The sequence below is a fragment of the Saccharothrix stipae genome (genome assembly GCF_054781895.1).
Map to the genome: position 1 here is coordinate 34,252 of NZ_BAAGTN010000003.1, position 25,886 is coordinate 60,137.

The 25,886-nt window shown below is 72.0% G+C and carries 17 protein-coding genes and 1 pseudogene; 8 read left to right on the forward strand and 10 right to left on the reverse strand.

Features of this window, described 5'->3' with window-relative positions; all coding sequences use genetic code 11:
* Nucleotides 1-6 precede the first annotated feature (6 nt).
* The 4 genes from ACYVLT_RS06990 to ACYVLT_RS07005 all read right to left on the reverse strand — a co-directional run bounded on the left by ACYVLT_RS06990 (nucleotide 7) and on the right by ACYVLT_RS07005 (nucleotide 3,585).
* Nucleotides 7-1,032, reverse strand: a complete 1,026-nt coding sequence (locus ACYVLT_RS06990; RefSeq protein WP_461119288.1) for a MerR family transcriptional regulator — start codon at nucleotides 1,030-1,032, stop codon at nucleotides 7-9.
* The gene (locus ACYVLT_RS06995; protein WP_461119563.1) at nucleotides 1,026-1,772 is read right to left on the reverse strand and encodes a HEAT repeat domain-containing protein; all 747 of its coding nucleotides are present in this window, start codon (nucleotides 1,770-1,772) and stop codon (nucleotides 1,026-1,028) included. Before ACYVLT_RS06995 ends, ACYVLT_RS06990 begins: the two co-directional genes overlap by 7 nt.
* Nucleotides 1,773-1,846: 74 nt before the next feature.
* Nucleotides 1,847-3,214 (reverse strand): permease prefix domain 1-containing protein, encoded by a 1,368-nt coding sequence (locus tag ACYVLT_RS07000; protein WP_461119289.1) that lies wholly within the window; start codon nucleotides 3,212-3,214, stop codon nucleotides 1,847-1,849.
* The gene (locus ACYVLT_RS07005; protein ID WP_461119290.1) at nucleotides 3,211-3,585 is read right to left on the reverse strand and encodes a PadR family transcriptional regulator; all 375 of its coding nucleotides are present in this window, start codon (nucleotides 3,583-3,585) and stop codon (nucleotides 3,211-3,213) included. The genes ACYVLT_RS07000 and ACYVLT_RS07005 overlap by 4 nt, the downstream gene beginning before the upstream one ends.
* A 192-nt stretch (nucleotides 3,586-3,777) precedes the next feature.
* Here ACYVLT_RS07005 and ACYVLT_RS07010 point away from each other — a divergent pair, with 192 nt between their 5' ends.
* From ACYVLT_RS07010 to narI, 5 genes are read left to right on the forward strand one after another with little or no spacing between them, the layout of a single operon-like run.
* Nucleotides 3,778-4,977, forward strand: a complete 1,200-nt coding sequence (locus tag ACYVLT_RS07010) for an MFS transporter (protein ID WP_461119291.1) — start codon at nucleotides 3,778-3,780, stop codon at nucleotides 4,975-4,977.
* A 22-nt stretch (nucleotides 4,978-4,999) separates the two neighbouring features.
* Entirely contained in the window at nucleotides 5,000-8,662 is a 3,663-nt protein-coding gene (locus ACYVLT_RS07015) for a nitrate reductase subunit alpha (protein WP_461119292.1), read from the forward strand.
* A complete protein-coding gene (gene narH / locus ACYVLT_RS07020; protein WP_461119293.1) occupies nucleotides 8,662-10,317 on the forward strand; it encodes a nitrate reductase subunit beta in 1,656 nt (551 codons plus the stop codon). The genes ACYVLT_RS07015 and narH overlap by 1 nt, the downstream gene beginning before the upstream one ends.
* Complete coding sequence (narJ, locus tag ACYVLT_RS07025; protein WP_461119294.1) at nucleotides 10,317-10,931, forward strand: nitrate reductase molybdenum cofactor assembly chaperone; 615 nt, start codon at nucleotides 10,317-10,319, stop codon at nucleotides 10,929-10,931. Before narH ends, narJ begins: the two co-directional genes overlap by 1 nt.
* Nucleotides 10,928-11,605 carry a respiratory nitrate reductase subunit gamma gene (gene narI / locus ACYVLT_RS07030; RefSeq protein WP_461119295.1) on the forward strand — a complete coding sequence of 226 codons (678 nt, stop codon included), beginning with the start codon at nucleotides 10,928-10,930 and terminating at the stop codon, nucleotides 11,603-11,605. The genes narJ and narI overlap by 4 nt, the downstream gene beginning before the upstream one ends.
* 21 nt (nucleotides 11,606-11,626) lie before the next feature.
* Here the strand turns inward: narI and ACYVLT_RS07035 are convergent, their stop codons facing one another.
* Genes ACYVLT_RS07035 through nhaC form a run of 3 tightly spaced genes read right to left on the reverse strand, consistent with a single transcriptional unit; the run spans nucleotide 11,627 to nucleotide 15,831 of the window.
* Entirely contained in the window at nucleotides 11,627-12,877 is a 1,251-nt protein-coding gene (locus ACYVLT_RS07035; RefSeq protein WP_461119296.1) for an arginine deiminase, read from the reverse strand.
* Nucleotides 12,878-12,893: 16 nt separating this feature from the next.
* On the reverse strand, nucleotides 12,894-14,333 hold the full coding sequence (locus tag ACYVLT_RS07040; protein ID WP_461119297.1) for a basic amino acid/polyamine antiporter: 1,440 nt from the start codon (nucleotides 14,331-14,333) through the stop codon (nucleotides 12,894-12,896).
* Nucleotides 14,334-14,346: 13 nt separating this feature from the next.
* Nucleotides 14,347-15,831 (reverse strand): Na+/H+ antiporter NhaC, encoded by a 1,485-nt coding sequence (gene nhaC, locus ACYVLT_RS07045; protein WP_461119298.1) that lies wholly within the window; start codon nucleotides 15,829-15,831, stop codon nucleotides 14,347-14,349.
* A 515-nt stretch (nucleotides 15,832-16,346) separates the two neighbouring features.
* Between nhaC and ACYVLT_RS07050 the strand changes: the two genes are divergently transcribed.
* The gene (locus tag ACYVLT_RS07050; RefSeq protein ID WP_461119299.1) at nucleotides 16,347-18,062 is read left to right on the forward strand and encodes an RICIN domain-containing protein; all 1,716 of its coding nucleotides are present in this window, start codon (nucleotides 16,347-16,349) and stop codon (nucleotides 18,060-18,062) included.
* Nucleotides 18,063-18,123: 61 nt separating this feature from the next.
* Here the strand turns inward: ACYVLT_RS07050 and ACYVLT_RS07055 are convergent, their stop codons facing one another.
* The 3 genes from ACYVLT_RS07055 to ACYVLT_RS07065 form a co-directional block, all read right to left on the reverse strand.
* A complete protein-coding gene (locus tag ACYVLT_RS07055) occupies nucleotides 18,124-19,311 on the reverse strand; it encodes a hypothetical protein (RefSeq protein ID WP_461119300.1) in 1,188 nt (395 codons plus the stop codon).
* A 78-nt stretch (nucleotides 19,312-19,389) separates the two neighbouring features.
* On the reverse strand, nucleotides 19,390-20,835 hold the full coding sequence (locus ACYVLT_RS07060) for a class I adenylate-forming enzyme family protein (protein WP_461119301.1): 1,446 nt from the start codon (nucleotides 20,833-20,835) through the stop codon (nucleotides 19,390-19,392).
* 43 nt (nucleotides 20,836-20,878) lie between these two features.
* Entirely contained in the window at nucleotides 20,879-22,591 is a 1,713-nt protein-coding gene (locus ACYVLT_RS07065; protein ID WP_461119302.1) for a glycosyltransferase, read from the reverse strand.
* A 284-nt stretch (nucleotides 22,592-22,875) separates the two neighbouring features.
* Here ACYVLT_RS07065 and ACYVLT_RS07070 point away from each other — a divergent pair, with 284 nt between their 5' ends.
* Together ACYVLT_RS07070 and ACYVLT_RS07075 are read left to right on the forward strand one after the other, a co-directional pair.
* Nucleotides 22,876-23,730, forward strand: coding sequence for an alpha/beta fold hydrolase (locus tag ACYVLT_RS07070; protein ID WP_461119303.1), 855 nt, complete (start codon nucleotides 22,876-22,878; stop codon nucleotides 23,728-23,730).
* Between the two features lie 891 nt (nucleotides 23,731-24,621).
* A pseudogene (locus tag ACYVLT_RS07075) lies at nucleotides 24,622-25,782 on the forward strand (AfsR/SARP family transcriptional regulator); the annotation flags it as partial.
* Nucleotides 25,783-25,886: the final 104 nt, after the last annotated feature.

The window sequence follows — 25,886 nt, forward strand, 5'->3', positions numbered from 1 at the left end:
GCGCTTTCAGGAACCCTCGGGGCCTGACCGCCCTTCGAGAATTCCGATGAAGGCGGAGGCGACGAGGGCGACGGCACGGTCGTCGTCGTGGGACAGCCGGCGCAGGACGTCGCGCGCGGCGGTCCCGGACAGCTCGACCAACGCCTGGGTGAGGCGTATCCGCGTCGCGGTGTCCGCGGTGGGCGCGGCGAGTTCCTCGACCAGTGCGGTCGTGATCCGGTGCGCGCACCCCGAGTCCTGGGACAGCGTGCCCAGGACCTCCGCCGCGTCGACGTCGTTGGCGCCCTCGACCACCATGCCGACGAGCGTCGGCACGGCGGCGGTCACGCCACGCCTGCCCAGTGCCAGGGCGGCGTGCCCGCGCACCGTCGTGTCCGGGTCGTCGAGCGCCTCCGCGAGCACCGCGGTCGTACCGGGGGCCTCGGGCATCCCGGCGATCGCCAGCACGGCGCGTCGCCGGACGTCGGCGTCCTCCGAGCGCACGCCCGCGGTCAGCGTCGCCATGCCGTCGTCGTCCGATCGGGCGAGCGCCCAGCGCAGGGCGCCCGCGACGTGGGGGTCGGACTCGGCCAGCACCGCCGCGGCCAGCAGGTCGGCGGGGACCGGCACGCCCTCCGGCGGGGCCAGGACGGCCTGCTGCCTGCGTGCGGCGCTGGCCGAGTGGAGACCCTGCATGAGGTCGACCATGCGCAGGACGTCCTGCCAACCGGTGGGTGACGAGGCATCGACCGCGCGGAGCCGTTCGAGCAGCTCGTGCTCCCGCTCCAGGCGGTCCTCCGTCCACCGGATCAGGTCGCCGACCAGGTCGGACGGCACGAACGCCGGGTCGTCCAGCGCACGTCCGATCTGCTTGAGCGTGAGCCCGAGGGACCGCAGGCCCTCCACGTGGAAGATCCTGCGGACGTCCTCGGCGGAGTACTCGCGGTAGCCGCCGACGGTGCGACCGGTCGGCCGCACCAGCCCGAGGGCGTCGTAGTGCCGCAGCATCCGGGTGCTCACGCCCGAGTGGCGGGCCACGTCGCCGATCAGCACGCCGTGTCCTCCGAGACCTCGGGGGCGCCGACGGACGCGGTGCCGGCGTCTCCCGACCCGGCCAGGGCGGCGGCTCGTTCCGGGCCGAGCGTGACGACCCGCCTCGCCTCCTCGACGGCCGCGTCGAAACCGGTCTCCGGGTCGCGCAGGAGCAGTTCGGTGGCACGGGCGTGCGTGGCCACCGCCGGGTCGGGGTTCGCCGCCGCCTCCGCCAACGCGGGCTCGATCACGTCGCCGAGGTCCACCAGGGCACGGCTCAGGCTCAGCCGCACGTCGCGGTCGCCGCGGCCGAGCTGCACGACCAGTTCGTCCACCAGGTCTTCCTTCCGGTCCTCGGGCACGAGGGCGACCGCGACGCGCCACGCGGTCCGCGCGACCTCGTCGTCGGCGTCACGCAGCAACTCGCGCGTGATCCAGGCCCACGCCCCCCTGTCGCCGATCTTGGAGAGCGTGTGCAACGCCTGGCTGCGGGCCTGAGCGTGCACGGAGTCGAGTTCCCGGCGGATCCGGGGCAGGGTGAGCTCCGGTGGGAGGCGGGTGAGCGCCCAGGACAGCATGTCCCGCACGAAGAAGTCCGGCTCGACCGCGCACCGCTCGACGAGCGGCTCCAGGAGACCGGGGTCGGGGTTCGAGCCGGCCGCCAAGGCCGCCTGGAGCCGGACCGACGAGTCGGGGGCGCTCAGGGGGTTGGTCAAGCGAGTGCTTTGTGGACTCGCGTTCGTCGTAGTGATCGGGACCACCTCCTGCACCCAGTGCACACCTTGTCACGGTGTCAAGGTCAAGCCGTGACCGGCGGAGCAGGAGGTGGCCCTGCTCAGAGGTAGCCGAACAGCGGCGGGAAGAGCAGCACCACGACCCAGGCCCACACCGCGAACACCGGGAGGTAGGCGGTCTGCCAGCGTTCGAGCTTCGCGAACGGCACTCGCCCGCGGGCCAGGCCGAGCAGCAGCCACGCCGACCAGGCGAGGTTGGCCAGCAGGATGACGTTCTCCCCGAGCGCGGCCGCCTTGTTGGGCGTGGTGCCGTACTCGGTGATGCGCCCGGTGATCTCCAGCAGCACCAGCACGTCGATGACCAGCGCGCTGACCACCAGCGCCAGTTGGAGCCGGTCGAACAGGCCGGCAGGCGCGAGCGGGTCGCGGGCCGAGATCGAGTAGAGCAGCAGTGCCAGCACCACGACCAGCAGGAGGTCGAACAGGATCAGCGCCTCCCGCTCGACGTCGATGCCGGAGCTGGTCACGCCGAGGGTGACCAGGAAGGCCAGCAGCACCGCGGTGAACAGCGGGGTGAACAGCCGGGTGAGCACCGGGGCGATGTTCTCCACCACGCTCTGCTTCGCCTCGACCAGCCACCCGGCCACGACCACCGCGGCCGCCGCGCCGCAGGGGACGAGCCACTGCCCGATGAAGACCTCCGGCGAGATGCCGATGGCCTCGAACGTGCCGAACACGAACGCCACCAGCACACCGCCGCCGAGGGCGATGAGCACGTAGTAGACGAACCACTCGCCGGTGAACCGGACGAAGTCCATCCGACGGCGCGGCGAGCGCAGGTCGTCGGACACGTAGGCCAAGCCGACCACGAACCACAGGGCGATGGGGAGGTGGATGGCGGTCAGGACGACCGATTGCGAGTCCTCGGCGAGGGGGTAGGCGTTGGCCGCCACGGCGCCGAGCGCGAACAACGCCAGCAGCACACCGACCAGCCCGGTCGCGGCACGCCGTCGCCAGGCCAGGAACCCCGCCAGCCAGGGCAGCGCGAACAGGCCGGCGTTGGGCCCGTAGAACGCGCCGTCCCGCTCGAAGCTCAAGCCGAACAGCTCCGGTGCCTTGATGGACGCGGCCGCGCCCGCCGCGCACAGCACCATCACGAGCAGCTCACGCCGGGACCGCTTGACCTTCGCCGTGCTGTCGGTCTCCCCGGTCAGCACCAACTGCTTCCACAGCCGCTCGGAGTGCTCGCGGGCGAACTCGCGGGACAGCTCGTCCAGGCTGCCCATGCGCTTGACCGCGACCAGGAACGCCTCGTCGGCGTGCAGGCCGACGCCGACGAGCTTGTCCACCGAACCGCGCAGGTGGTCCTCGAGCTCCTCGACGTCGGTCCCCCGCAGCTCCGGGCGGCGCTGCACGTAGTCGCGCCACTGGGCGAACTGGGCCTCCAGGTCGTGCCCGTCGTCGGTCATGCGTGGCTCCCCACCGGGTTCGCGAACAACGGCCGGGCGTCGCCGCGACCGTGCCAGACCTCCTTGAGCGCGCCCACCACCGTGTCCCACTGGCGGCGTTGCTCGGCGAGCTCGGCCAGCCCGCCCGCGGTGATGCGGTAGTACTTGCGCCGCCGCTCCCCGGCGACCGACCGCCAGCTCGACTCCACGTGCCCGAGGCGTTCGAGCCGGTGCAGCAGCGGGTAGAGCAGCCCCTCGGTCCAGTCCAGCTCACCGCCGGACAGCTCGCTGATCCGCCGGAGGATGGCGTAGCCGTAGCTGTCCGCCTCGGCGAGGATGCCCAGCACCATCGGCGTCGCCGAGGCGGCCACGAGATCCTTGGTGACTTTCACTGACCCTCCACCGTGCCCTAGAAGTGTTAGGCATAGTAGAGCTAGGTATCGAACAGTCGCAATCGGGGGTGGCGCCCACCGCACCTGCCGCCTGGCCCTGCCGGTGGTGGCGTGCGCTTCGCGCTGCGGGATCCGGTTCCTCTGCTTACGTTCGTCGCGCGCAGCCGATCAGGGACGACCGACGGGCCGGTGATGAGCGAAGGACGTGTCGGGACCACGCCGTACCTGATGCTGGGTGTCGCCACCGTCGGGTTCGCGGTGAACTTCTGGGCGTGGGCGCTGCTGAGCCCGCTCGGACCGCTGTTCAAGGAGTCGCTGGGGCTCAGCTCGTTCCAGCAGGCCCTGCTGGTGGCCGTGCCGGTGGTGGTGGGGTCGCTCGGGCGCATCCCGGTGGGCGCGTTGACCGACCGGTACGGCGGGCGGCTGATGTTCCCGCTGATCTCCGCGGCCACGATCGTCCCGGTGCTGTTCCTCGGCCTGGTCGGGCACGGTTCGCTGGCCGGGCTGCTGGTCGGCGGCTTCGTCCTCGGGCTCGGCGGGTCGTCGTTCGCCGTGGGCGTGCCGTTCGTCAACGCCTGGTTCCCGCCGCACCGCCGCGGCACCGCGATCGGGGTGTTCGGCGCGGGCATGGGCGGCACCGCGATCAGCGCGTTGACGACGGTCCAGCTGGTCGACGCCGGGGGTGTGCCGACGCCGTTCGTGGTGACGGCCGCGGTGCTGGCGGTGTACGCCGTGGTGGCGTACCTGGTGCTGCGCGACGCGCCGGGCTGGTCGCCGCCCGCCGAGTCCACCGCGCGGCGGCTGCGCGACACGGTCCGGTTGCCGGTGACGTGGCAGGCCTCGGCGCTGTACGCGGTGGCGTTCGGCGGGTACGTGGCGTTCTCCGTGTACCTGCCCGCCTACCTGCAGACCGCCTACCACCTCGGCCAGACCGACGCGGCGAACCGCACGGCCGGGTTCGTGCTGCTGGCGGTCGTGCTGCGGCCCGTGGGCGGGTGGCTGTCCGACCGGGTGGGCGCGGTGGGCGTGCTGACCTGGGCGTTGGGCGTGACGGCGGTGTGCGCGGTGGTGCAGGCGTTCACGCCGGAACTGATGCCGGTGGGCACGACCGCGTTCCTGGCCATGGCCGCCGCGCTCGGCGCGGGCAGCGGAGCGGTGTTCGCGCTGGTCGCGCAGCTCGCGCCGGCCGACCGGGTCGGGTCGGTGACCGGCGTCGTCGGCGCGTCCGGCGGGCTGGGCGGGTTCGTCCCGCCGCTGTTCATGGGCGCCCTCTACGGGGTGTTCGAGTCGTACGCGCTGGGGCTGGCCGCGCTCGCCGCGGTCGCGACGGCGTCCCTGATCTTCACCACGACCGCGGTGCGGCGGGCCACCGCCCGCCCGGCCGTGGCCTGACCGCCTCTGGAGGAACCGCACCGTGAGCCCCGAGCCCGGTCTCGATTCCGAGCTGACCGACGCGCTGGTCCGGACCCGCCGCTTCTTCACCCGCGCCGAGGTGTCGGACGACCTGCGCACGCTGCACCGGATCGGCGGTCGCGACGCCGACGAGTTCTACCGGGACCGCTGGAGCCACGACAAGGTCGTCCGCTCGACGCACGGCGTGAACTGCACGGGGTCGTGCTCCTGGAAGGTGTACGTCAAGGACGGCATCATCACCTGGGAGACGCAGCAGACCGACTACCCGTCCGTCGGCCCCGACCGCCCGGAGTACGAGCCGCGCGGCTGCCCGCGTGGCGCCGCGTTCTCCTGGTACACCTACTCGCCGACCAGGGTGCGCTACCCGTACGTGCGCGGCGTGCTGCTGGAGATGTACCGCGAGGCCAAGGCGCGCACCGGCGACCCGGTCCTGGCGTGGGCGGCGGTCGTAGAGGACCCGGAACGGGCCCGGGCGTACAAGTCGGCCCGGGGCAAGGGCGGGCTGGTGCGGGCGTCCTGGGACGAGGCTACGGAGATGGTCGCCGCCGCCCACGTGCACACGATCAAGCGGTACGGGCCGGACCGGGTGGCGGGCTTCTCGCCGATCCCGGCCATGTCGATGGTGTCGCACGCGTCCGGCGCGCGGTTCGTCTCCCTGCTCGGCGGCACGATGCTGTCGTTCTACGACTGGTACGCCGACCTGCCGGTGGCGAGCCCGCAGGTGTTCGGCGACCAGACCGACGTGCCGGAGTCCGGCGACTGGTGGGACGCCGGGTACCTGATCATGTGGGGCTCCAACGTCCCGGTCACCCGCACGCCCGACGCGCACTGGATGGCCGAGGCGCGCTACCGGGGCCAGAAGGTGGTCGCGGTCGCCCCGGACTACGCCGACAACGTGAAGTTCGCCGACGAGTGGCTGCCCGCCCGTCCCGGCACCGACGGCGCGCTGGCCACGGCCATGGGGCACGTCGTGCTGCGGGAGTTCTTCGTGGACCGCCGGGTCCCGTACTTCACCGACTACGTCAAGCGGTTCACCGACCTGCCGTTCCTGGTGCGCCTGGAGGAGCGCGGCGGTGTCCACGTGCCGGGCAAGTTCCTCACCGCCGCCGACCTCGACGGGCACGCCGACGTCGAGCACGCCGCGTTCAAGACGGTGTTGCTCGACGCTCGATCGGGTGAACCCGTGGTGCCGGGCGGATCGCTCGGGTTCCGCTACGGCGAGTCCGGCGCCGGGCGGTGGAACCTCGACCTCGGCGATGTCGACCCGCTGCTGTCGGTGGCGGGCGACGAGGCGGTGGAGATCGAGCTGCCGCGGTTCGACGTGACCGGTGCGGTGCGCCGCGGCGTGCCGGTGCGGCGGGTCGGCGGGCACCTGGTGACGACGGTGTTCGACCTGCTGCTGGCGCGGTACGCGGTCGGCCGCCCGGGACTGCCCGGCACGTGGCCGACCGGCTACGACGACGCGCAGGAACCGGGCACGCCCGCGTGGCAGGAGGCGATCACGGGCGTGCCCGCCGCGGCCGCCGCGCGCATCGCCCGCGAGTTCGCCGCGAACGCCGAGGAGACCCGCGGCCGATCCATGATCATCATGGGTGCGGGGGCGAACCACTGGTTCCACTCCGACACGATCTACCGCGCGTTCCTCGCCCTCACCACGCTGACCGGCTGCCAGGGCGTCAACGGCGGCGGCTGGGCGCACTACGTCGGGCAGGAGAAGTGCCGCCCGGTCACGGGGTGGACGCAGCTGGCGTTCGCGCTGGACTGGTCGCGCCCGCCGCGCCAGATGATCCAGACCGCGTTCTGGTACCTGCACACCGACCAGTTCCGCTACGACCCGTTCGGCGCGGACACCCTCTCGGCGACCACGGGCGGCGGCACGTTCGCGGGCCGCACCACCGCGGACGTGATCGCGCTGGCCACGCGCCTGGGGTGGATGCCGTCCTACCCGACGTTCGACCGCAACCCGCTCGACCTGGCCGACGAGGCGGCGGCCTCGGGTTCGGCCCCGGCGGACCACGTGGTGCGCGAACTGCGCGCGCGACGGCTGCGGTTCGCCTGCGAGGACCCGGACGCGCCGGAGAACTTCCCGCGCGTGCTGAGCGTCTGGCGCGCCAACCTGCTGGGGTCCTCCGCCAAGGGCGACGAGTACTTCCTCAAGCACCTGCTCGGCACGGACTCGTCGCTGCGCGCCGAGGAGGCGTCCATCCGGCCGCGCGAGGTCGTCTGGCGGGACGAGGCGCCGGTCGGCAAGCTGGACCTGCTGCTGACCCTGGACTTCCGGATGACCAGCACCACGTTGTGCTCCGACGTCGTGCTGCCGGCCGCGACCTGGTACGAGAAGCACGACCTGAACACCACGGACATGCACCCGTTCGTGCACTCGTTCAACCCGGCCATCGCACCGCCGTGGCAGACCCGCACCGACTGGGACGCCTTCCAGACGATCGCGCGGGCGTTCAGCGCCTTGGCGGAGCGGCACCTGGGCGTGCGCCAGGACGTCGTGGCCACCGCGCTGACCCACGACACACCGGACGAACTGGCCACCCCGCACGGCCGGGTGCGGGACTGGCGGGCGGGGGAGTGCGACCCGGTCCCCGGCGTCACCATGCCCCGGCTGACCGTCGTCGAGCGCGACTACCCGGCCGTCGCGGCGAAGATGGCCGCGCTGGGTCCGTTGGCCGAGGAGCTCGGCGCCACCACCAAGGGCATCACCTACGAGCTCGGCCCCGAGGTCGACCACCTGCGCCGCAAGAACGGCGCCATCCGCGGCGGGCCGGCCGACGGGAGGCCGTCGCTGGTGCGCGACCTGCACGCGTGCGAGGCGATCCTGGCCCTGTCCGGCACCACCAACGGTCGCCTCGCGACGCAGGGCTTCCGCACCCTGGAGCGGCGGACCGGCACCCGGCTGGCGGACCTGGCCGCCGAGCACGAGGGCAAGCGGATCACGTTCGCCGACACGCAGGCCGCGCCGGTGCCGGTGATCACCTCGCCGGAGTGGTCGGGCAGCGAGAGCGGCGGTCGGCGGTACTCGCCGTTCACCATCAACGTCGAGCGCCTCAAACCCTGGCACACCCTGACCGGGCGCCAGCACTTCTACCTCGACCACGACTGGATGGCGGAGCTGGGCGAGCAGCTGCCGGTGTTCCGCCCGCCGCTGGACATGACCGCCCTGTTCGCCGAACCGCGCCTCGGCGAGCTGGGCGAGCACGGCCTGACCGTCCGCTACCTCACGCCGCACTCCAAGTGGTCCATCCACTCCGAGTACCAGGACAACCTGCTCATGCTCAGCCTCTCCCGGGGCGGGCCGGCGATGTGGCTGTCGCAGGAGGACGCGCGCAGGATCGGCGTGGCCGACAACGACTGGATCGAGGCCGTCAACCGCAACGGCGTGGTCGTCGCGCGGGCCGTGGTGTCGCACCGGATGCCCGAGGGCACCGTCTACCTGCACCACGCGCAGGACCGGCTGATCGACGTGCCGATCGCCGAGGCGTCCGGGCGGCGCGGCGGCATCCACAACTCGCTGACCCGGCTGCTGATCAAGCCGTCGCACCTGATCGGCGGCTACGCCCAGCTGACCTTCGCGTTCAACTACCTCGGCCCGACCGGCAACCAGCGCGACGAGGTGACCGTGATCCGGCGGCGCCGCCAGGAGGTGACCTACTGATGCGCGTCATGGCCCAGATGGCGATGGTGATGAACCTCGACAAGTGCATCGGCTGCCACACGTGCTCGGTGACCTGCAAGCAGACGTGGACCAACCGGTCGGGCGTCGAGTACGTGTGGTTCAACAACGTCGAGACCCGCCCGGGGCAGGGGTACCCGCGCACCTACGAGGACCAGGAGCGGTGGCGCGGCGGGTGGGCGCTGGGGCGGCGCGGGCGGTTGAGGCTCAAGGGCGGCGGGCGGTTGCGCAAGCTGCTCACCATCTTCAGCAACCCCAAGCTGCCGGGCATCGACGACTACTACGAGCCGTGGACCTACGACTACGACACCCTCACCACCGCGCCGCGGCAGGAGCACATGCCGGTCGCGCGGCCGCGCTCGTTGCTCAGCGGCGAGCCGACGAAGATCACGTGGTCGGCGAACTGGGACGACAACCTCGGCGGTGCGCCCGACCACGGCGCGCGGGACCCGATGCTCAAGGGCATCGAGGACAAGGTCCGGTTCGAGTTCGAGCGGACGTTCATGTTCTACCTGCCCCGGATCTGCGAGCACTGCCTCAACCCGTCGTGCGCGGCGTCGTGCCCCTCCGGGGCGATCTACAAGCGCAGCGAGGACGGCATCGTGCTGGTCGACCAGGACCGGTGCCGGGGCTGGCGGATGTGTGTGTCGGGCTGCCCGTACAAGAAGGTGTACTTCAACCACCGCACCGGCAAGGCCGAGAAGTGCACGTTCTGCTTCCCGCGCGTGGAGGTCGGCCTCCCGACCGTGTGCGCGGAGACCTGCGTCGGCCGGTTGCGCTACATCGGCCTGGTCCTCTACGACGTCGACCGCGTGCTGGAGGCCGCGTCCACGCCCGACCCCCGGGACCTGTACGAGGCGCAGCGACGGGTGTTCCTCGACCCGCACGACCCCGAGGTGGTCCGGGAGGCCGAACGCGCGGGCATCCCGCGCGACTGGGTGCAGGCCGCGCAGCGGTCGCCGGTGCACGCGCTGATCAACACCTACCGGGTCGCGCTCCCGCTGCACCCGGAGTACCGGACCATGCCGATGGTCTGGTACATCCCACCGCTGTCGCCCGTCGTGGACGTCCTGCGGGACACCGGGCACGACGCCGAGGACCAGGGCAACCTGTTCGCCGCCGTCGACGCGCTGCGGATCCCGGTGGAGTACCTGGCGAACCTGTTCACCGCCGGCGACGTGCGGCCGGTGGACGCGGTGCTGCGCCGACTCGCGGCCATGCGGTCCTACATGCGCGACATCAACCTCGGCCGCGAGCCGCGCGAGGAGATCGCCGCCGGCGTCGGGATGACCGGCGAGCAGGTCTACGACATGTACCGGCTGCTGGCGCTGGCGAAGTACGACGAGCGGTACGTCATCCCGCCGGCGCACGCCGAACAGGCGCACGGCTTGGAAGAGCTGGCCACCGAGTGCAGCCTGGACTACGAGGGCGGGCCGGGGATGGGCGGGTCCGGGCCGTTCGGCGAGAGCTCGGGCGGTGCGTCGCCGATCGCCGTGGAGAACTTCCGGATGCTGCGCGACCGGCAGACCTCCGACACCTCCGCCGCGCCCGCGGACAAGGGCAGTCGCGTCAACCTGCTCAACTGGGACGGCAAGGGCAGGCCCGAAGGGCTGTTCCCGCCGCGCCGGGAGCCGTGATGAACGCCGTCGCCTGGCAGGTCCAGTCGTTGTCGATGGGATACCCGGACCCCGACCTGGTGGCACGGGTCCCGCTGCTGCGCGCCGTCACCCGGACGGTGCCCGAACCGGTCGCCGCGCCGCTGCGGCCGTTCTTCGACCACGTGGAGGCGACGCCGCTCACGGCGCTGGCCGCCGACTACGTGGCGACCTTCGACCACCGCAAGAGGTTCAGCCCGTACCTGACGTACTTCGCCTACGGTGACACGCGCAAGCGCGGCATGGCGTTGCTGCGCTTCAAGCACGCCTACCGCGCCGCCGGACTGGAACCGGACGACGGGGAACTGCCCGACCACCTCGCCGTGGTGCTGGAGTTCGCCGCGACCGCCGACGAGCGGGTCGGCCGCCGGCTGCTGCTGGAGCACCGGGCGGGGGTGGAGCTGATGCGGCTGGGGCTGCGCGAGGCCGGTTCGCCGTGGGCCGGGGTGCTGGAGTCGGTGTCGGCCACCCTGCCGCCGATGGGCGGGCGCGACCACGAGGCCGTGGCCCGCCTCGCCGCCCAGGGGCCGCCCGAGGAGGAGGTCGGCCTGGCGCCGTTCGCCCCGCCCGAGTTCATGCCGGGAGGCCGCCGATGACCGGGCTGGACATCCTGCTGTACGCGGCCGTGCCGTACGCGGCCATCGCGGTGTTCGTGGTCGGGCACGTGTGGCGGTACCGGTACGACAAGTTCGGCTGGACCACGAGGTCGTCCCAGCTCTACGAGAACCGGCTGCTGCGGCTGGGCAGCCCGCTGTTCCACTTCGGCATCCTGCTGGTGGTGCTGGGCCACGTGGGCGGCCTGCTGATCCCCAAGTCGTGGACCGAAGCCGTCGGCGTGAGCGAGACCGCCTACCACGCCGTCGCCGTCGGTCTCGGTGCCCTGGCCGGGTTGTGCACGCTCGTGGGCGCCGCGATCCTGGTCTACCGCCGCCGCACCGTCGGCCCGGTGTTCTCCGCGACGACCCGCAACGACAAGGTCATGTACGTGCTGCTGCTGGCCACGCTGGTGCTGGGCCTGGGCACGACCGTGCTGGGCAACCTCACCGACGACCCGCACGACTACCGCGAGTCCGTCTCACCGTGGTTCCGCTCGATCTTCTCCCTCCAGCCGCGGCCGGAGCTGATGGCGGACGCGCCCCTCGGCTTCCGCCTGCACGCCCTGTCGGCGTGGGCGTTGTTCGCGTTCTGGCCGTTCAGCCGCTTGGTGCACGTGTTCTCGATGCCGTTGGGCTACCTGACCCGCCCCTACATCGTCTACCGCAGCCGGTGACCCCGACGCGGCGGGCGCGGGTCAGTAGTCGACGGGGTCGCGGGCGATGGGGCAGGTCATGCAGTGCCCACCGCCGCGGCCGCGGCCCAGCTCGGCGCCGACGATGGTGATCACCTCGATGCCCGCCTTGCGCAGCAGGGAGTTGGTGTGGGTGTTGCGGTCGTAGGCGACGACCACGCCTGGTGCCAGCGCGACCAGGTTGTTGCCGCTGTCCCACTGGCCGCGTTCGGCGGCGTAGGCGTCGCCACCGGTCTCCACGACGCGCAGCTCCGGCAGGTTCAGCGCGTCCGCCACCACGTCCACGAAGGACTGCTTCTCCTCGGTCACCTCGACCGGGTCGCCGGGGCGCAGGGTGAACGGGTGGATGCCGTCGACGATGTCCGGGAACGTCGTCACGCAGTCGCGGTCGGCGAAGGTGAAGATGGTGTCCAGGTGCATGGCCGCGCGCAGCTTCGGCATCCCGGCGACGATCACGCGGTCGGCGGCGCCCCGCTCGAACAGGGCCGCGGCCAGCTGGGTGATGGCCTGGCGGGACGACCGCTCGCTCATGCCGACCAGCACCACGCCGTTGCCCACCGGCATCACGTCGCCACCCTCCAGCGTGGACAGCCCCCAGTGCCGTTCGGGGTCGCCCCACCAGACGGTCGAGCCGACGAAGTCCGGGTGGAACTCGTAGACGGCCTTCATCAGCAACGTCTCGTCGTGCCGCGCGGGCCAGTACAGGGGGTTCAGCGTCACGCCGCCGTAGAGCCAGCACGTGGTGTCGCGGGTGTAGAGCATGTTGGGCAACGGCGGCATCAGGTACTCGGGCACGCCCGTCGACTCGCGGGCGAGCGCGACGTAGCCGGGCCGGAAGTCCGGCGGCAGGTCCGCGGTGGACAGCCCGCCGATCAGGAACTCCGCCAGCCTGCGGTGCTCCAGCCCCTCCAGGAACGCCCGGGTGTCCTCCACCAGGCCGATCCCGACCTCGTCGGCGACGATCTTGCGGTCGAGCAGCCAGGCCTTCGCCCCCGGCACGTCGAGGGTCTCGGTCAGCACGTTGTGCAGCTCCACCACGTCGACCCCGCGCTCCCGCATCTTCGCCATGAAGTCGAAGTGGTCGCGGCGGGCGTTCTGCACCCACATCACGTCGTCGAACAGCAGGGCGTCGGCGTTGGTCGGGGTCAGCCTGGCGTGGGCCAGGCCGGGCGCGCACACGAGCACCTTGCGCAGCTCGCCGACTTCGGAGTGCACGCCGTACGCCGCGGACGGGCGCTGGGCCGTGTCGGTCATGTCCTTGTCCCTCTCGCTAGATGACGATCAGACCGGTGGCGAGGCCGAGCACGCCGAGCACGGCCAGGACGACCGCGAGCACGAACAGCGCCAGCTCGGCGGCGGAGAACACGCGCCGGTGTTGTTCCCGGCGCGCCATCACGAACAGGATCGTCCCCGGCGCGTAGATGATGAACGACAGCAGCAGGAACTCGATGCCCGCCGCGAAGACCAGGAACGCGGTGTAGAGGACGGCGACGGCCGCGAACGTCACCTCCTTGCCGCGCGCACCGCGGTCGTGCTCGTAGGTCTCGCCGCGGATCCCGATGCGCAACGCGTACCCGGCGGCCAGCAGGTACGGGATGAGCGACAGCGAGCTGCACAGCTTGAGCGTGAAGGTGAAGGCGTCGTCGGAGAACAGGGTCACGACCAGCACCGCCGTGATGAGCGTGCTCGTCATCACCAGCGCCGCCACCGGCACGCCCTGGCGGTTCTCGCGCTTGAGGAAGCGCGGCATGTCGTCGTCCTTCGCGGCGACGAACAGCACCTCGGCGGCCATCAGCGTCCACGCCAGGTAGGCGCCGAGCACGGAGACGATCAGGCCGAGACCGATGAACGCCGAGCCCCACGCGCCCACGACCGACTCCAGCACGCCCATCATCGACGGCTGCCGCAGCCCGGCGAGGTCGTCCTTGCCCAACGAGCCGTACGACAGCAGCGTCACCGACGCGAACAGCGCCAGCACGCTGAGGAAGCCGAGCACCGTCGCCCGGCCGACGTCGGTGCGCTTGCGGGCGTATCGGGAGTAGACGCTCGCGCCCTCGACGCCGAGGAAGACGAACACCGTGACCAGCATCGTCGACCGGACCTGCTCGAACAGCGCGCCCGCCGACGGCTCCGAGCCGCCCCAGACGTTCGCGGCGAACACGTCGGCCTTCAGCGTCACGGCGAGGATCACCACGAACACCAGGATCGGGACGAGCTTGGCGACCGTGACGATCCGGTTGATCGCCGCCGCCTCCTTGATCCCGCGCGTGATCATGTAGTGGAAGGCCCACACGCCCACGGCCGAGATCGCCACCGCGAGCACGGTGTTCCCCTCGCCCAGCCCCGGTACCACCGTGCCGAGCGTCGACTTGATCAGCACCCAGTAGCTCACGTTGCCGACGCACGCGCTGGCCCAGTAGCCGAACGCGGAGAAGAAGCCGGGGAACTCGCCGAACCCGGCCTTGGCGTAGGCGTACACCCCGGCGTCGAGCTCGGGCTTGCGCACCGCGAGGGTCTGGAACACGAAGGCGAGCATGAGCATGCCGACGCCCGCGACGACCCAGGCGACGACCGCGCCCATCACGCCGGTGGCCTGGGCGAAGTTGCGGGGCAGGGAGAACACGCCCGCGCCGACCATCGAGCCGACCACCATCGCGGTCAGCGTCAGCAGCGGCATCTGCTGGGACTTCTTGGCCTCGGTCACCGTCATCGTCGTCACCTGTTCACGCGTCGGCCGGCTCGGCGCCGGCCGGTCGTGCCCTCTCGATCCGGAAGCCGGTGAACCCGTACCCCACGCTCAGCAGCGGGCTGGCGATGTTGAAGAAGCAGAACGGCAGGTACACCAGCGTCGACACGCCCAGCACCGCGCCCATGAAGGCGCCGCACGAGTTCCACGGCACCAACGGCGAGGTGACCGTGCCGCTGTCCGCGGCGAGCCGGGACAGGTTGGTCGGCGCGAGCCCCCGGTTGGCGAACTCCGCCCGGAACACCTTGGACGGCAGCACGAGCGCGATGTACTGGTCGCCCGCCACGACGTTGAGCCCGAACGCGGTGGCGAACACCGCGGCGAACAACCGGCCGGTGCCCTTCGCCGCGCGGATCATCGGCTGGATCAGGCGGTCGATCAGGCCGAACTCCTCGATGATCGTGCCGAACGTGACCGCGCCGATGATCAGCCACAGGGTGAGCAGCATGCTGTCCATGCCGCCGCGCGACAGCAGCCGGTCGACGTCGGCGAGCCCGGAGTCCATGGTGAACCCGGTGGCCAGCGCCTGCCACACGGCCCGCAGGCCGGTCCGCACCGGGTCCAGGCCGGGGTCGCCGACGAACGCGCGCACGACGTCGTGCTGGAGGAACACCCCGACGAGCCCGGCGAACAGCGCCGAGGTCATCAGCGCGAGCGACGCGGGGACCTTGCGGACCGAGAGCACCACGAGCAGCAGCAGCGGGAGCAGGTTGAGCGGGGTGATCCAGTAGAGGTCGCCGAGGGCGTGCAGCTCGGAGGGTGTGTCGCCCGCGTCGGTCGGCGCGGGGCCCCAGAACAACCCGATCAGGCCGAACAGGACGAAGGCGAGGCCGAAGGCGGGCAGCGACGTCCACGCCTGGCGTTTGATGTGCTCGTAGACGTCGACCTTGGCCAGTTGCGCGGTGAGCACGGTCGTCTCCGACAGCGGGGAGAGCTTGTCACCCAGGTAGGCGCCCGAGATCACCGCTCCGGCCGTGATCCCCGGCGACAGGCCGAGCATCAGCGCGATGCCGACCAGGCCGACGCCGATCGTGCCCGCCGTGGTCCACGAGCTGCCGATCGACATCGCGACGACGCCGCAGATCAACGCGGTCGCCGCGTAGTACCAGGTGGGTGCGAGCACCTGGAGCCCGTAGTAGACCAGCGTCGGGATCGTGCCCGACATGTTCCACGTGCCGATCAGCGCGCCGACCGCCAGCAGGATGAACAGCGCGCTGGTGATGGAGGTGAGCGCCCGCTGGCCGGCGGCCTGGACCTCCTCCCAGCGGTGGCCGTTCTTGAGCACGATGAGAGCGGCGACCATCGCGCAGAGCACCAGGGCTACCTGGATGGGGCCGTCGAGCGCGGCCAGTCCGAACAGGGCCAGCGAACCACCGATCAGGACCACCAAGGCGACCAGCGGCACGATCGCGTCCACCAGGGACGGAGCGCGGACGTGCCGGTGGCTGCCGGAGCGGGTCATGGGTGCTCCGGCACGGGGATCCCCGGTCGCGGCACCCGCGGCCGGTGGTCGTCCAGCACAGAATCCGGCATGGCCCAATCACGGTAGGTCCGGCCCGGTACCCGCGCAAAAGGCCCTCGCCTGGGCCGACGCCGACTCCCCCCGATCGAGTGACCCCGTCACCACGCGTGCCACGGCCGGATCGGGAAGGCCTTCTCCTTCCCGCTGCGGCCGGAGTGGCCGGCGGTCGGGATATCGGGCGGTGGAATAAAGGGGTGCGGTTCACAAGTGTGTACTCGGTGTTGTTCACGAGTATGACCGACCGCATTGGTCCCGCTATTCTTCGTTGATCAATTCGATTGCGTCGACCTGGGTGTTCGACGGTCATTCGACGTTCGCCCGTCGAATCCGCGCGGCTGTCGTCGTTGACCGCGCGGTTCGCGTCCGCTTAACATCCGCCGCGCCGCCGATTTTCCGCCGCCGCCGAACCGCATTCCCCGCCCCGATTTAGGTGGCCAGGTGAATTGGAGCTTGTCATGAGCACACAGGAACGCCCGCCGGCCGAGCGGCCACGCGGTGCGCGGTGGCGGCTGAGCCTGCTGGCCGGCGCGGGTGCGGTGGCGCTGGCCGTCGGCCTCGCCGCCTGGCCGGCGGCCACGCCCGCGAACGCCGCCGTCGGCGCGGGCACGTACACGGTGAAGAACGCGGGCAGCGGGCTGTGCCTCGCGGTACCCGCCTCCGGCACGATCGCCGGCGCGCAGGTGCGGCAGGCGACCTGCGCGGGCGACGGCGGTCAGCAGTGGACGCTGACCGCGGTCGGCGGCGGGTTCCGGATCACCTCGGTCGCCAACGGCCTGTGCCTGGGCGTCCAGGACGCGTCGACCTCGGCGGGCAAGGCCGTCCAGCAGCAGGCGTGCACCGGTGCCACCAGCCAGACCTGGGCGTTGACCGCGAGCGGCGGCAACTACCGGGTGGTCAACGCCAACGGCGGCAAGTGCATGAACACCAAGGACAACTCCACCGCGGCCGGTGCGCTGGTGCAGACGAACTCGTGCGACGGCGTCGCCACCAAGCAGTGGACGTTCACCCCGAGCGACGGCGGCCCGACGTCGACCACCACGACGTCCACCAGCACCACGACGTCCACCACGACCACGAACCCGCCCACGGGCACGCTGTACGTGGCGCCCCACGGCCGGGACACCGCGTCCGGCACGCAGGCCGACCCGACGACGCTCACCTCGGCCATCGGCCGCATCACCGCGGGCGGCACGATCTACCTGCGTGGCGGGACGTACGCGTTCTCGCAGACCGTCACCATCCCCCAGGGCAACAACGGCACTTCCGGCGCCCGCAAGAAGCTCAGCGCCCACCCCGGTGAGACCCCGGTGCTGAACTTCTCCGCACAGGCCGAGGACCCCGCCAACCGCGGCCTCGCGGTCAACGGCGACTACTGGCACGTCCACGGCGTCGTGGTCGAGCGGGCGGGCGACAACGGCATCTTCGTCGGCGGCAGCAACAACATCTTCGAGCGCACCGTGACGCGGTTCAACCGCGACACCGGGTTGCAGCTGTCGCGGATGCTGTCCACCACACCCAGGGAGCAGTGGCCCGCGAACAACCTGATCCTCAGCGCCGAGTCGCACGACAACGCCGACTCCGACGGCGAGGACGCCGACGGGTTCGCCGCCAAGCTCACCTCCGGACCCGGCAACGTCTTCCGCTACGCCGTGGCGCACAACAACATCGACGACGGCTGGGACCTCTACACCAAGACCGACACCGGCCCCATCGGCGTGGTGACCATCGAGGACTCCCTGGCCTACGGGAACGGCACCCTGAGCAACGGCGGCCAGGCCGGCAACGGCGACCGCAACGGCTACAAGCTCGGCGGCGAGGACATCGGCGTCAACCACGTCATCCGCCGCAACATCGCCCACGACAACGGCAAGCACGGCTTCACCTACAACCGCAACCTCGGCACCATGACCGTTTCGGACAACATCAGCACCGACAACACCGAGCGCAACTTCTCGTTCGACGGCGGGTCGTCGGTGTTCCGCAACAACACGTCGTGCCGCAGCGGCAGCGGCACCAACGACAAGACCGTCGGCAACGTCGACGGCACCAACCAGTTCTGGACCGGCACGAACGGCTCCCGCTGCGCTTCCTACAGCGGCGCCCTCACGTGGTCCTACGCCTCGGACGGCCGCCTGCTCGTCGCCTTCGGCGGCAGGCCCGTCGTCCGGTAGCGGCTCGCCGGCGTCACGGGCGGTTGGGGCTCGTGACGCCGGCGCACCGCGCGGGGGAGGCTCAGAGGCGGCCGGTCGGGCGACACCCGTCGGCGAGGGCCGCCACCTGGTCGGGCGTGAACGGCGGGTCGAGCAGGTCGCCGCGGTGGCCGTGGCAGCGGAACATGTCGGCGATGTAGTGCATCCGGTCGGGCAGGTCGGACCAGTCCCGTGCGGCGGTGTCGAGCAGGCTGTCCGCGGTGGGGTCGACGGTCCGGAGCAGGGCGAGCAGTTCGGGGTGGGACAGCCGGGCGAGCAGCGGCGGGAACTCGGCGGGCAGGTCCCGGCTCAGGTCGAGCACCTCACCGCCGGGCAGCGCCAACGTCATCAGGTGCTCGGTGACCGCCCGACGGGCCAGGGCACGGGCGTGGTCGGCCAGCCGCTCGGCGGCCCGGCGCACGGGGGTGCGCCGGCCGAGCACGGTCAGCAGCACCAGCCGCAGCCACCTGACCACGCGGTTGCCCGGCAGGAGCAGCTCGAAGAGGCGGCGTTCGAGGTCGCGGGGGTCGACGACGGGCGTCTCCAGGGCGGCGGTGATCTCCGGTTGGAGGCGGGTCTGCTCGTGCAGGCCGATCTCGACGTTGGCCAGGAGCAGGAGTTCGGCGCGGTCCTTCGGGTCGTCGGTGGACGCGGCCTGGTGGTAGTGGGTGAACGCCTGGCGCAGGTAGCGCTGCCCCTCGGGCGGCTCGCCGGGGCGCAGCGCGTCGCGGAACCCCTCGATCCCCCGGTCCGGCGCGAGCTCGGCCAGGAAGCGGGCGAACTCGCGGGCGATCTCCTCGAAGACCTTGAGGTTGCCCCGCGCCGACGCGTCGGCGGCCACGTCGAGCCGCGCGGCCGTCATCACGGTCCGGCGCACCGACCGTTCGACGTGGTCGAGGGCTTGGCCGGGGACGGCCCGCCGCAGCGCGCCCACCAGCAGGTCGACCGCGGCGGCGGTCTCGGGGGAGGACTCGACCATCCGCTCCAGCAGCCGGGCCGGGTCCTCCTGCCGGATGGTCTGACCGACCTGCTTGGACGCCCACACCGCGAACGTGCACCAGTTCGCCGACCCGCCGGTGCGGTCGGCCACCGCGCGGGACAGCTCGTGGTAGCAGTGGGTGATCATGAGGTTGCGGACGACCGGGTCGGCGTGGGCGGCGATCCGGTCGACGTCGGCGACCGTGGGCGGGATGCCGCTCAGCTCGTGCACGTCGCCACTGGTTCGGGTCATGGGCCGCCGACCTCTCTGTTCCGGGTGTACACGTGATTGGTCGTCACGAGGGCGACGAACGTGACACCGGGACCGGGGTCAGGGCCGCCAGGTCCGCACCACGTGGCGGCGCAGCTTGCCGGAGCCGGTGCGCGGCAGGGACGGCACGAACACGACCGTGCGCGGCACCTTGTAGGCCGTCAGGTGACGCCTGGCCAGGGCGATCAGGTCCGCGGCCAGGTCGTGGTCCTCGAGCGGACCGTCGGCACGCACCACGTACGCCCGCAGCTGGACCGGACCGTCGTCGTCGGCGACCGCGCAGACCGCGGCCTCGCGCACCAGGGTGTGACCGGCCAGGAGGTGTTCGACCTCCAGCGGGTGGACCTTGATGCCGCCGACGTTCTCGATGTCGTCCAGCCGACCGGTGACGCGCACGTAGCCGTCGGCGTCCACCGAGGCGAGGTCCCCGGTGCCGTACCAGTCGTCGGTGCGCTTGGCCGTGCCGTCGTCGGACACGCCGAGCGTGATCGTCGGGCCGCGCACCTCCAGTCGGCCGGTCACGTCCGGTCCGACGACGGCGCCGTCATCGGCCACCACGCGCACCTCGTACGGCGGCAGCGCGCGACCGACGGTGCCGAAACGGCGTGCGGTCCGGGTGTTGTGGGTGAACGCCTGGCCGACCTCGGTGCTGCCGATGCCGTTGAGCAGGCGGTCGCCGAGGACCCGTGTCAGCCGTTCCTCCAGCGCGGGGGAGAGGACCTCGCCCCCGGTGGCGGCGATGCGCAGGGTGGCCAGCCGGTCGCTGCCAGGGTGGGCTATGAGCCTGCCGTAGAAGGTCGGCACGGCGAACAGCGCGGTGACGGTGTACTTGTCCACGATGGCCAGCACGTCGTCCACCAGCGGCGCGTCCGGGTTCAGCACCACGCGGCTGCCACTCATCAGCGGGAAGAACAGGGAGTTGCTCAGCCCGTAGGCGAAGTACATCTTGGACACCGAGTGGACGACGTCGTCGGGGCCGAGTTCGAGCGCGGGCACGGCGAACGAGCGGTGGTGGACGACCGGGTCGCCGTGCAGCTGCGGGACCAGCCGGGGCACGCCGGTGGTGCCCGAGGTGAACGTCGCGTACACCTGGTCGGTGACGGCGCGTGGCGTGACGGGGATCGGTTGTGCGCCTTCGAGTTCGGCGAAGGTGGTCGTGCGGGAGTCGGCGGGCCCGTCGCCGGTGCGGCGCACGACCAGCACGGGCCGGGCGGCGCGCAGCACCTGGCGCAGTTCGTCGGCGTGCAGCCGGGGGTTGACCGGGACGGCCACCCCGCCCGCGTGCGCGGCGCCCAGGAACGTCAGGACGAAGTCCGGCCCGTCGTCGAGCACGAGCGCGACCCGGTCGCCGGGCCGCACGCCCGCGGCGACCAGCGCCCCGGCCACGCGGGCCGCCCCGTCGTACACGTCGGCGTGCGTCAGCATGGCGCCGTCGACCTCGTAGGCCGGGCGGTCCAGCCACCCTCCGGCGTCGGCTCCGGCACGCAGCACGTCGACCAGGTTCATCCCAGGGCTCTTCCTGCTCGGGCCCGCCAGGGGGCGGGGCGCGTCACGGGCTCACCAGCCCGGCCACTTCCGCGCGCCACTCCAGCACCACGTCGAACAGGCCGGCGACGGCGTCGAGGTCCGTCAACGGCGTCGGCCCGCCGCGCAGCGCGCCGACGAAGTCCGCGTACGCGCCGCTCACCGGTGGCGCGACGAGGTCCGCGGCCAGGGCGGCGCCGGTGACCGCGAAGTGGAACCGGGGTTCGCCCCAGCCCAGCTCGATCGTCCCGGTGATGCCGCCCGCCACCGCCGCGGCCCGCACCCGGGAGCGGGTCGCCGCCACCGTCCGCACGTCGGTCACGGGCACCCCGAGCACCCGTTCGACCGCGTCCAGCGCGTCCGGGCCGAGTTCGGCGACGACGTCGTGGCCCTCGGGCTGGTCCAGGCGCACGGTGAAGCCCTCGGCGCGGCCCTCGGTGACGGTCTTGGCCGCCTCGACCAGCTCCGGGTGGTGCGCCCAGGGCAGGTCGACCGAACACCGGCCGGGCGCCAGCCGGGCGGCCTCGACCAGGCGGGCCAGGTCGTCCACGGCCCGCTTGCCCAGCAGCACGTGCAGCCCCTGGCGCAACGCGGTCAGCGTGGCCGCGATGTCCGGCGCCTGCACCACGACGCCCTCGGCGGGCACCGTCTCCACCAGGCGCGTGCCGTCCCGGAGCGCCCAGGGCGCGCCGTGGGCGCGTGCGGCGGGCAGCACGGCGCGCACGTCGGGATCGGCCACGCCGACCACCCGCACGCCGCGCACCACCGGCACGGGGTCCGCGCCGACGACCACGACCCGCACGTCGGCCGGCTCGGCGGTGGCCAGCACGCGGTCGCTGGCGAAGAAGCTCAGGTCGGCCGAGGCCGGGTCGGGCTCGGCGGGCACCGAGACCCGCGGCCGGTCCAGGTCGGCGTAGTCCTTGGCCACCGGCACCCACTCCAGGTCCGCGGCCGGGTGCGTGGGCCCGGCGACGAAGACGTCCGCCCAACGGCGGCGGATCACGCGCATGTGGCGCTTCCAGACGGGCAGCTTGTCGTGGCCGACGTGGTTGAACGTGGTGCCCTCGAAGTGACGCATCGCCACCGACCCGATGTGGCGCAGCCGTTCGCCGTCGGCACGCAGGCGGCAGCACAGGTCGACGTCCTCGCACAGCGAGACCGGGTCGAACGACTCGTCGAACCCGCCGACCCGGCGGAACGAGCTGTGCCGCACCATCAGCGCGGCGGTGGGCGCCCACGACTGCTCGCGGTGTTCGCGGTGCCGCGCGTCGAGCCGCCGGCCGCGTCCCACGGGACCGATCCGGCCGTCGGCGGTCGACGCGCCGCCCGCGCACTGCACCACGGCGTCGTCGCCGGGGTAGAGCAGCAACGGCGACACCGCGCCCAGCGCCCGGTCGGCGATCAGTTCGGCGGCGAGCACCTCCACGACGTCGGTGTCGTCCACGAGCACGTCGTTGTCGAGGAAGAACAGGAACTCGCCGCGTGCCACCGCCGCGCCGACGTTGCGCCGTTCGCTGCCGCCGCGGTCGTCCTCGTGGCGCAGGACCGTCAGGGGGCGCGGGTGGTCGAGCGCGGCCAGGTACTGGGTGGTGCCGTCGTCGGAGCCGTTGTCCACCACGACGACCTCGAAGTCGCCGGACGCGCGGGCCAGGGACGCGAGTGCCCGGCGCGTGTACGCCAGGCGGTTGCGGACCAACATCACGACCGAGACCAGGCCCGGTACCGGGGTCGGGTTCACACTGCGCCCTTCACCGAAGGGGATCGTCCGCGAGTCGGCACGTCGCCGCGCCGGTCGAGCACGACATGGGGTGGGGTGGTGCCCGCGCGCAGCGGTGGCGTCGCCGCCGACCGCCTCATCGGTCGTCCAATCCACTACGGTGGGGATCGACCGCGGTGCACCCGTGGGTTCGGAAAACCGGTGCCGCCAACCCGCCTCCCGGCGAACTGGATCGTTACCGGCGCTGATCGTAGAGGTTGTCCGCCGGGGGCGCCAGACCGGAATCGGACTTCCGAAGGGAAATCGTGGACGACGTCGCCGATGTCACCGGATTTCACTACGGGCGGTACTCCCCGGAAGATCGGGAACAACCGGACGAGTCCATTCGGACGGCATTGTTCTGCCATGCGGCGGGCTTTACCGGCCTGCTTTGGCGTTCTTGTGTGAATAACCTGCGGACGCCCTTGCGCGCGGTCGCGCCCGATTTCCGCGGCCACGGCTGCGCGCCGCCCCTGGCCGAGGACGCCGACTGGGGCGTGTTCGCCGACGACGTCCTCGACGCGGCCCGTGCGCTCGGCCCCGGGCCCCTGATCGGCGTGGGCCACTCGTTGGGCGGGACGTCGCTGCTGCTGGCCGAGGCACGGGCGCCGGGCACGTTCGACCTGCTGGTCTGCTTCGAACCGATCCTGGCGACCCGCCACGACCCGGCCTTCGCCGAGGCGGCGGCCCGGCGCCGGGCGGTGTTCCCGTCACGCGCCGACGCGCTCGCCCGGTGGTCGGCCCGGCCGCCGCTGGCGGACCTCGCGCCGGAGGTCCTCGCCGACTACGTCGAGTCCGGCCTGGCCGAGCAACCGGACGGCCGGGTGCGGCTGCGGTGCTCGCCGGACGTGGAGGCCCAGCTGTTCCGGACGGCGATCTCCTGCCCGTGGCGGGACGCGCTGCCGCTGGTGCGGTGCCCGACGGTGTTCCTGCGCGGCGGCGAATCCGCCGTGGTGACCCGGGAATCGCTCGCGGCGGCGTGTGCCGCACTGCCCGCCGGGCGGCTGCGGGACGTGCCGGGGCTGGACCACCTGGGCCCGCTGGTCCGGCCCGGGGTGTTCGCGGCAGTCCTCGACGGGCTGTTCGCGGACTTCGGGGTGACCGCCCGTGATCGTTCGTGACCGTCGTGAGTTCCGCCGAGCGGGGGCACGTTCCGCGCCGTGGAAGTCGGCCTGGCCGGGCAGGTCGGCGGGTGGCAGGGGGACCTTGCCGCCGGTGACCAGGTCGGTGAACGCCGGGCTGAGCAGTCGGCCGCCGTGAGCGCGCGGGCGAAGGCGAGCAGGTCGGCGGAAGTACCCGTCGTTGCTGTAGGCGTGCCGGGTGCCGGGGACGAACCTCTGACGCGTTTCTGCGGAGTGCGGCTCGGGCGTCTGGGTGAATTCGCGTGCCGCCTGACGGGTGCGGAGCGGGGTCGGGTGGACGCTGGATCGGCTGGTGCTGAGCACGATCGGTGGAGGTCCCTGGTGGCGACGCCCGAGCCGGAGCGGCTGGACGAGACCGAGCCTGTTGAAGATGACGCCGGCGGGTTGCAGGTGCGCAACGAGGTGTCCGCCGCTGTGTCGGGCGGGGTGGTACAGGCCGGTGTGGTGCACGGCGACTTGCACTTTCACCCGGCGCCCGCTCCTGTCGTGCCACGCCAACTTCCCGCGGCGTCGGATCTGTTCGCCGGGCGGGTGGCGGAGCTGGCCGAGTTGGACCGGACTCTGGACCCGGCCTCCATCTCCGAGGAGTCGTCCGGAGCTGGGACGACGGTGGTGATCTCAGCGATCGGCGGAGCGGGTGGGATCGGCAAGACCTGGCTGGCGCTGACGTGGGCGAATCGCCACGTCCAGCGGTTCCCGGACGGGCAACTGTTCGCGGACCTGCGTGGTTTCAGCCCGGTCGGCGGGCCGATGGCACCGGAGGTGGCGGTGCGCGGGTTCCTCGACGCCCTCGGCGTCGACCCCGGCCGGATCCCGATCGAGTTGGACGACCAGGCGGCGCTGTACCGCAGCCTGGTCGCGGACAAGCGGATGCTGATCGTGCTGGACAACGCCGCCACGGTCGAACAGGTCACGCCGCTGTTGCCAGGCACTGGGTCGTGCACGGTGGTGGTGACCAGTCGCAACCGGCTGGCAGTCCTCATTACCCGGCACGGCGCCCGTCCGCTACGCCTGGACACCCTCACCGACGCCGAGGCTCATGCCCTGCTGGTACGGCGGCTGGGTGCGGACCGCGTGGCCGCCGAGGGGCAGGCGGTGGACGAACTGGTCCGGTTGTGCGGCGGATTCCCGCTGGCGTTGGGGCTGGTCGCCGGACGTGCTCACAGCCGGCCACACATCCCGCTCTCCGAGTTCGCCGCCGAGCTCAGCGAGGCCGGCCTGGACGCGCTCGACGACACCGAGGCTGCTGCCGGCTTGCCTGCCGTGCTGTCCTGGTCACTGCGCAGCCTGAACGCCGAACATCGCACCGTGTTCGGGCTGCTGGGTATCGCTCCTGGTCCCGACATCGGGCTCACTGCCGCCGCCAGCCTCGCCGGCCTCTCTGTGCCTCGGGCAAGCAGGGCGCTGCGCGTCCTGGAGGAGGTCTCCCTGCTGGACCGGCAGGCACACGGCCGCTATTCCATGCACGACCTCATCCGCGGCTACGCCGCCGCTACCGCCGACCGCGACTTGACTGAAGGCGTGCGGGAGGCGGCGCTGCGGCGCGTGCTGGATTTCTACGTCCATACCGCCCACACCGGCGACCGTCTCCTACTACCCCATCGCCAGCCCGTCCAGCTCGCCGTGCCCATGCCCGGCACTCATTCACACCCGTTGTCCGACGACCCGGCGGCGATGGCTTGGTTCGACGTCGAACACGCCAATCTGCTGGCCGCCCAGCGCATTGCCGCCGGCTACCGTTTGCATGAGGTCGTGTGGCAGCTGGCGTGGACCCTGGCCACGTTCCACGACCGGCGGGGGAACCTCCACGACCAGCTGGCTGTCTGGCGGGCTGCGGTGGACGCCAGTGCGCACCTGCCCGACCTCACCACTCGCACCCGTGCGCACCTGCATCTCGGACGCGTCTACGCCGATCTAGGGCGCCATGAGGAGGCGACCGAGTATCTGCACTTGGCCCTTGCCCTGGCCGACTACCACCATGACCCGACCCAACAGGCACACGCACACCAATCGCTTGCATGGGCGTGGGATCGGCGGGGGGACTACCGGCGGGCCTTGGATCACGCCGGCCGAGCCTTGAACCTCTACCGCGACCTTGACCAACAGGGATGGGAAGCCGAGGCACTCAACCAGGT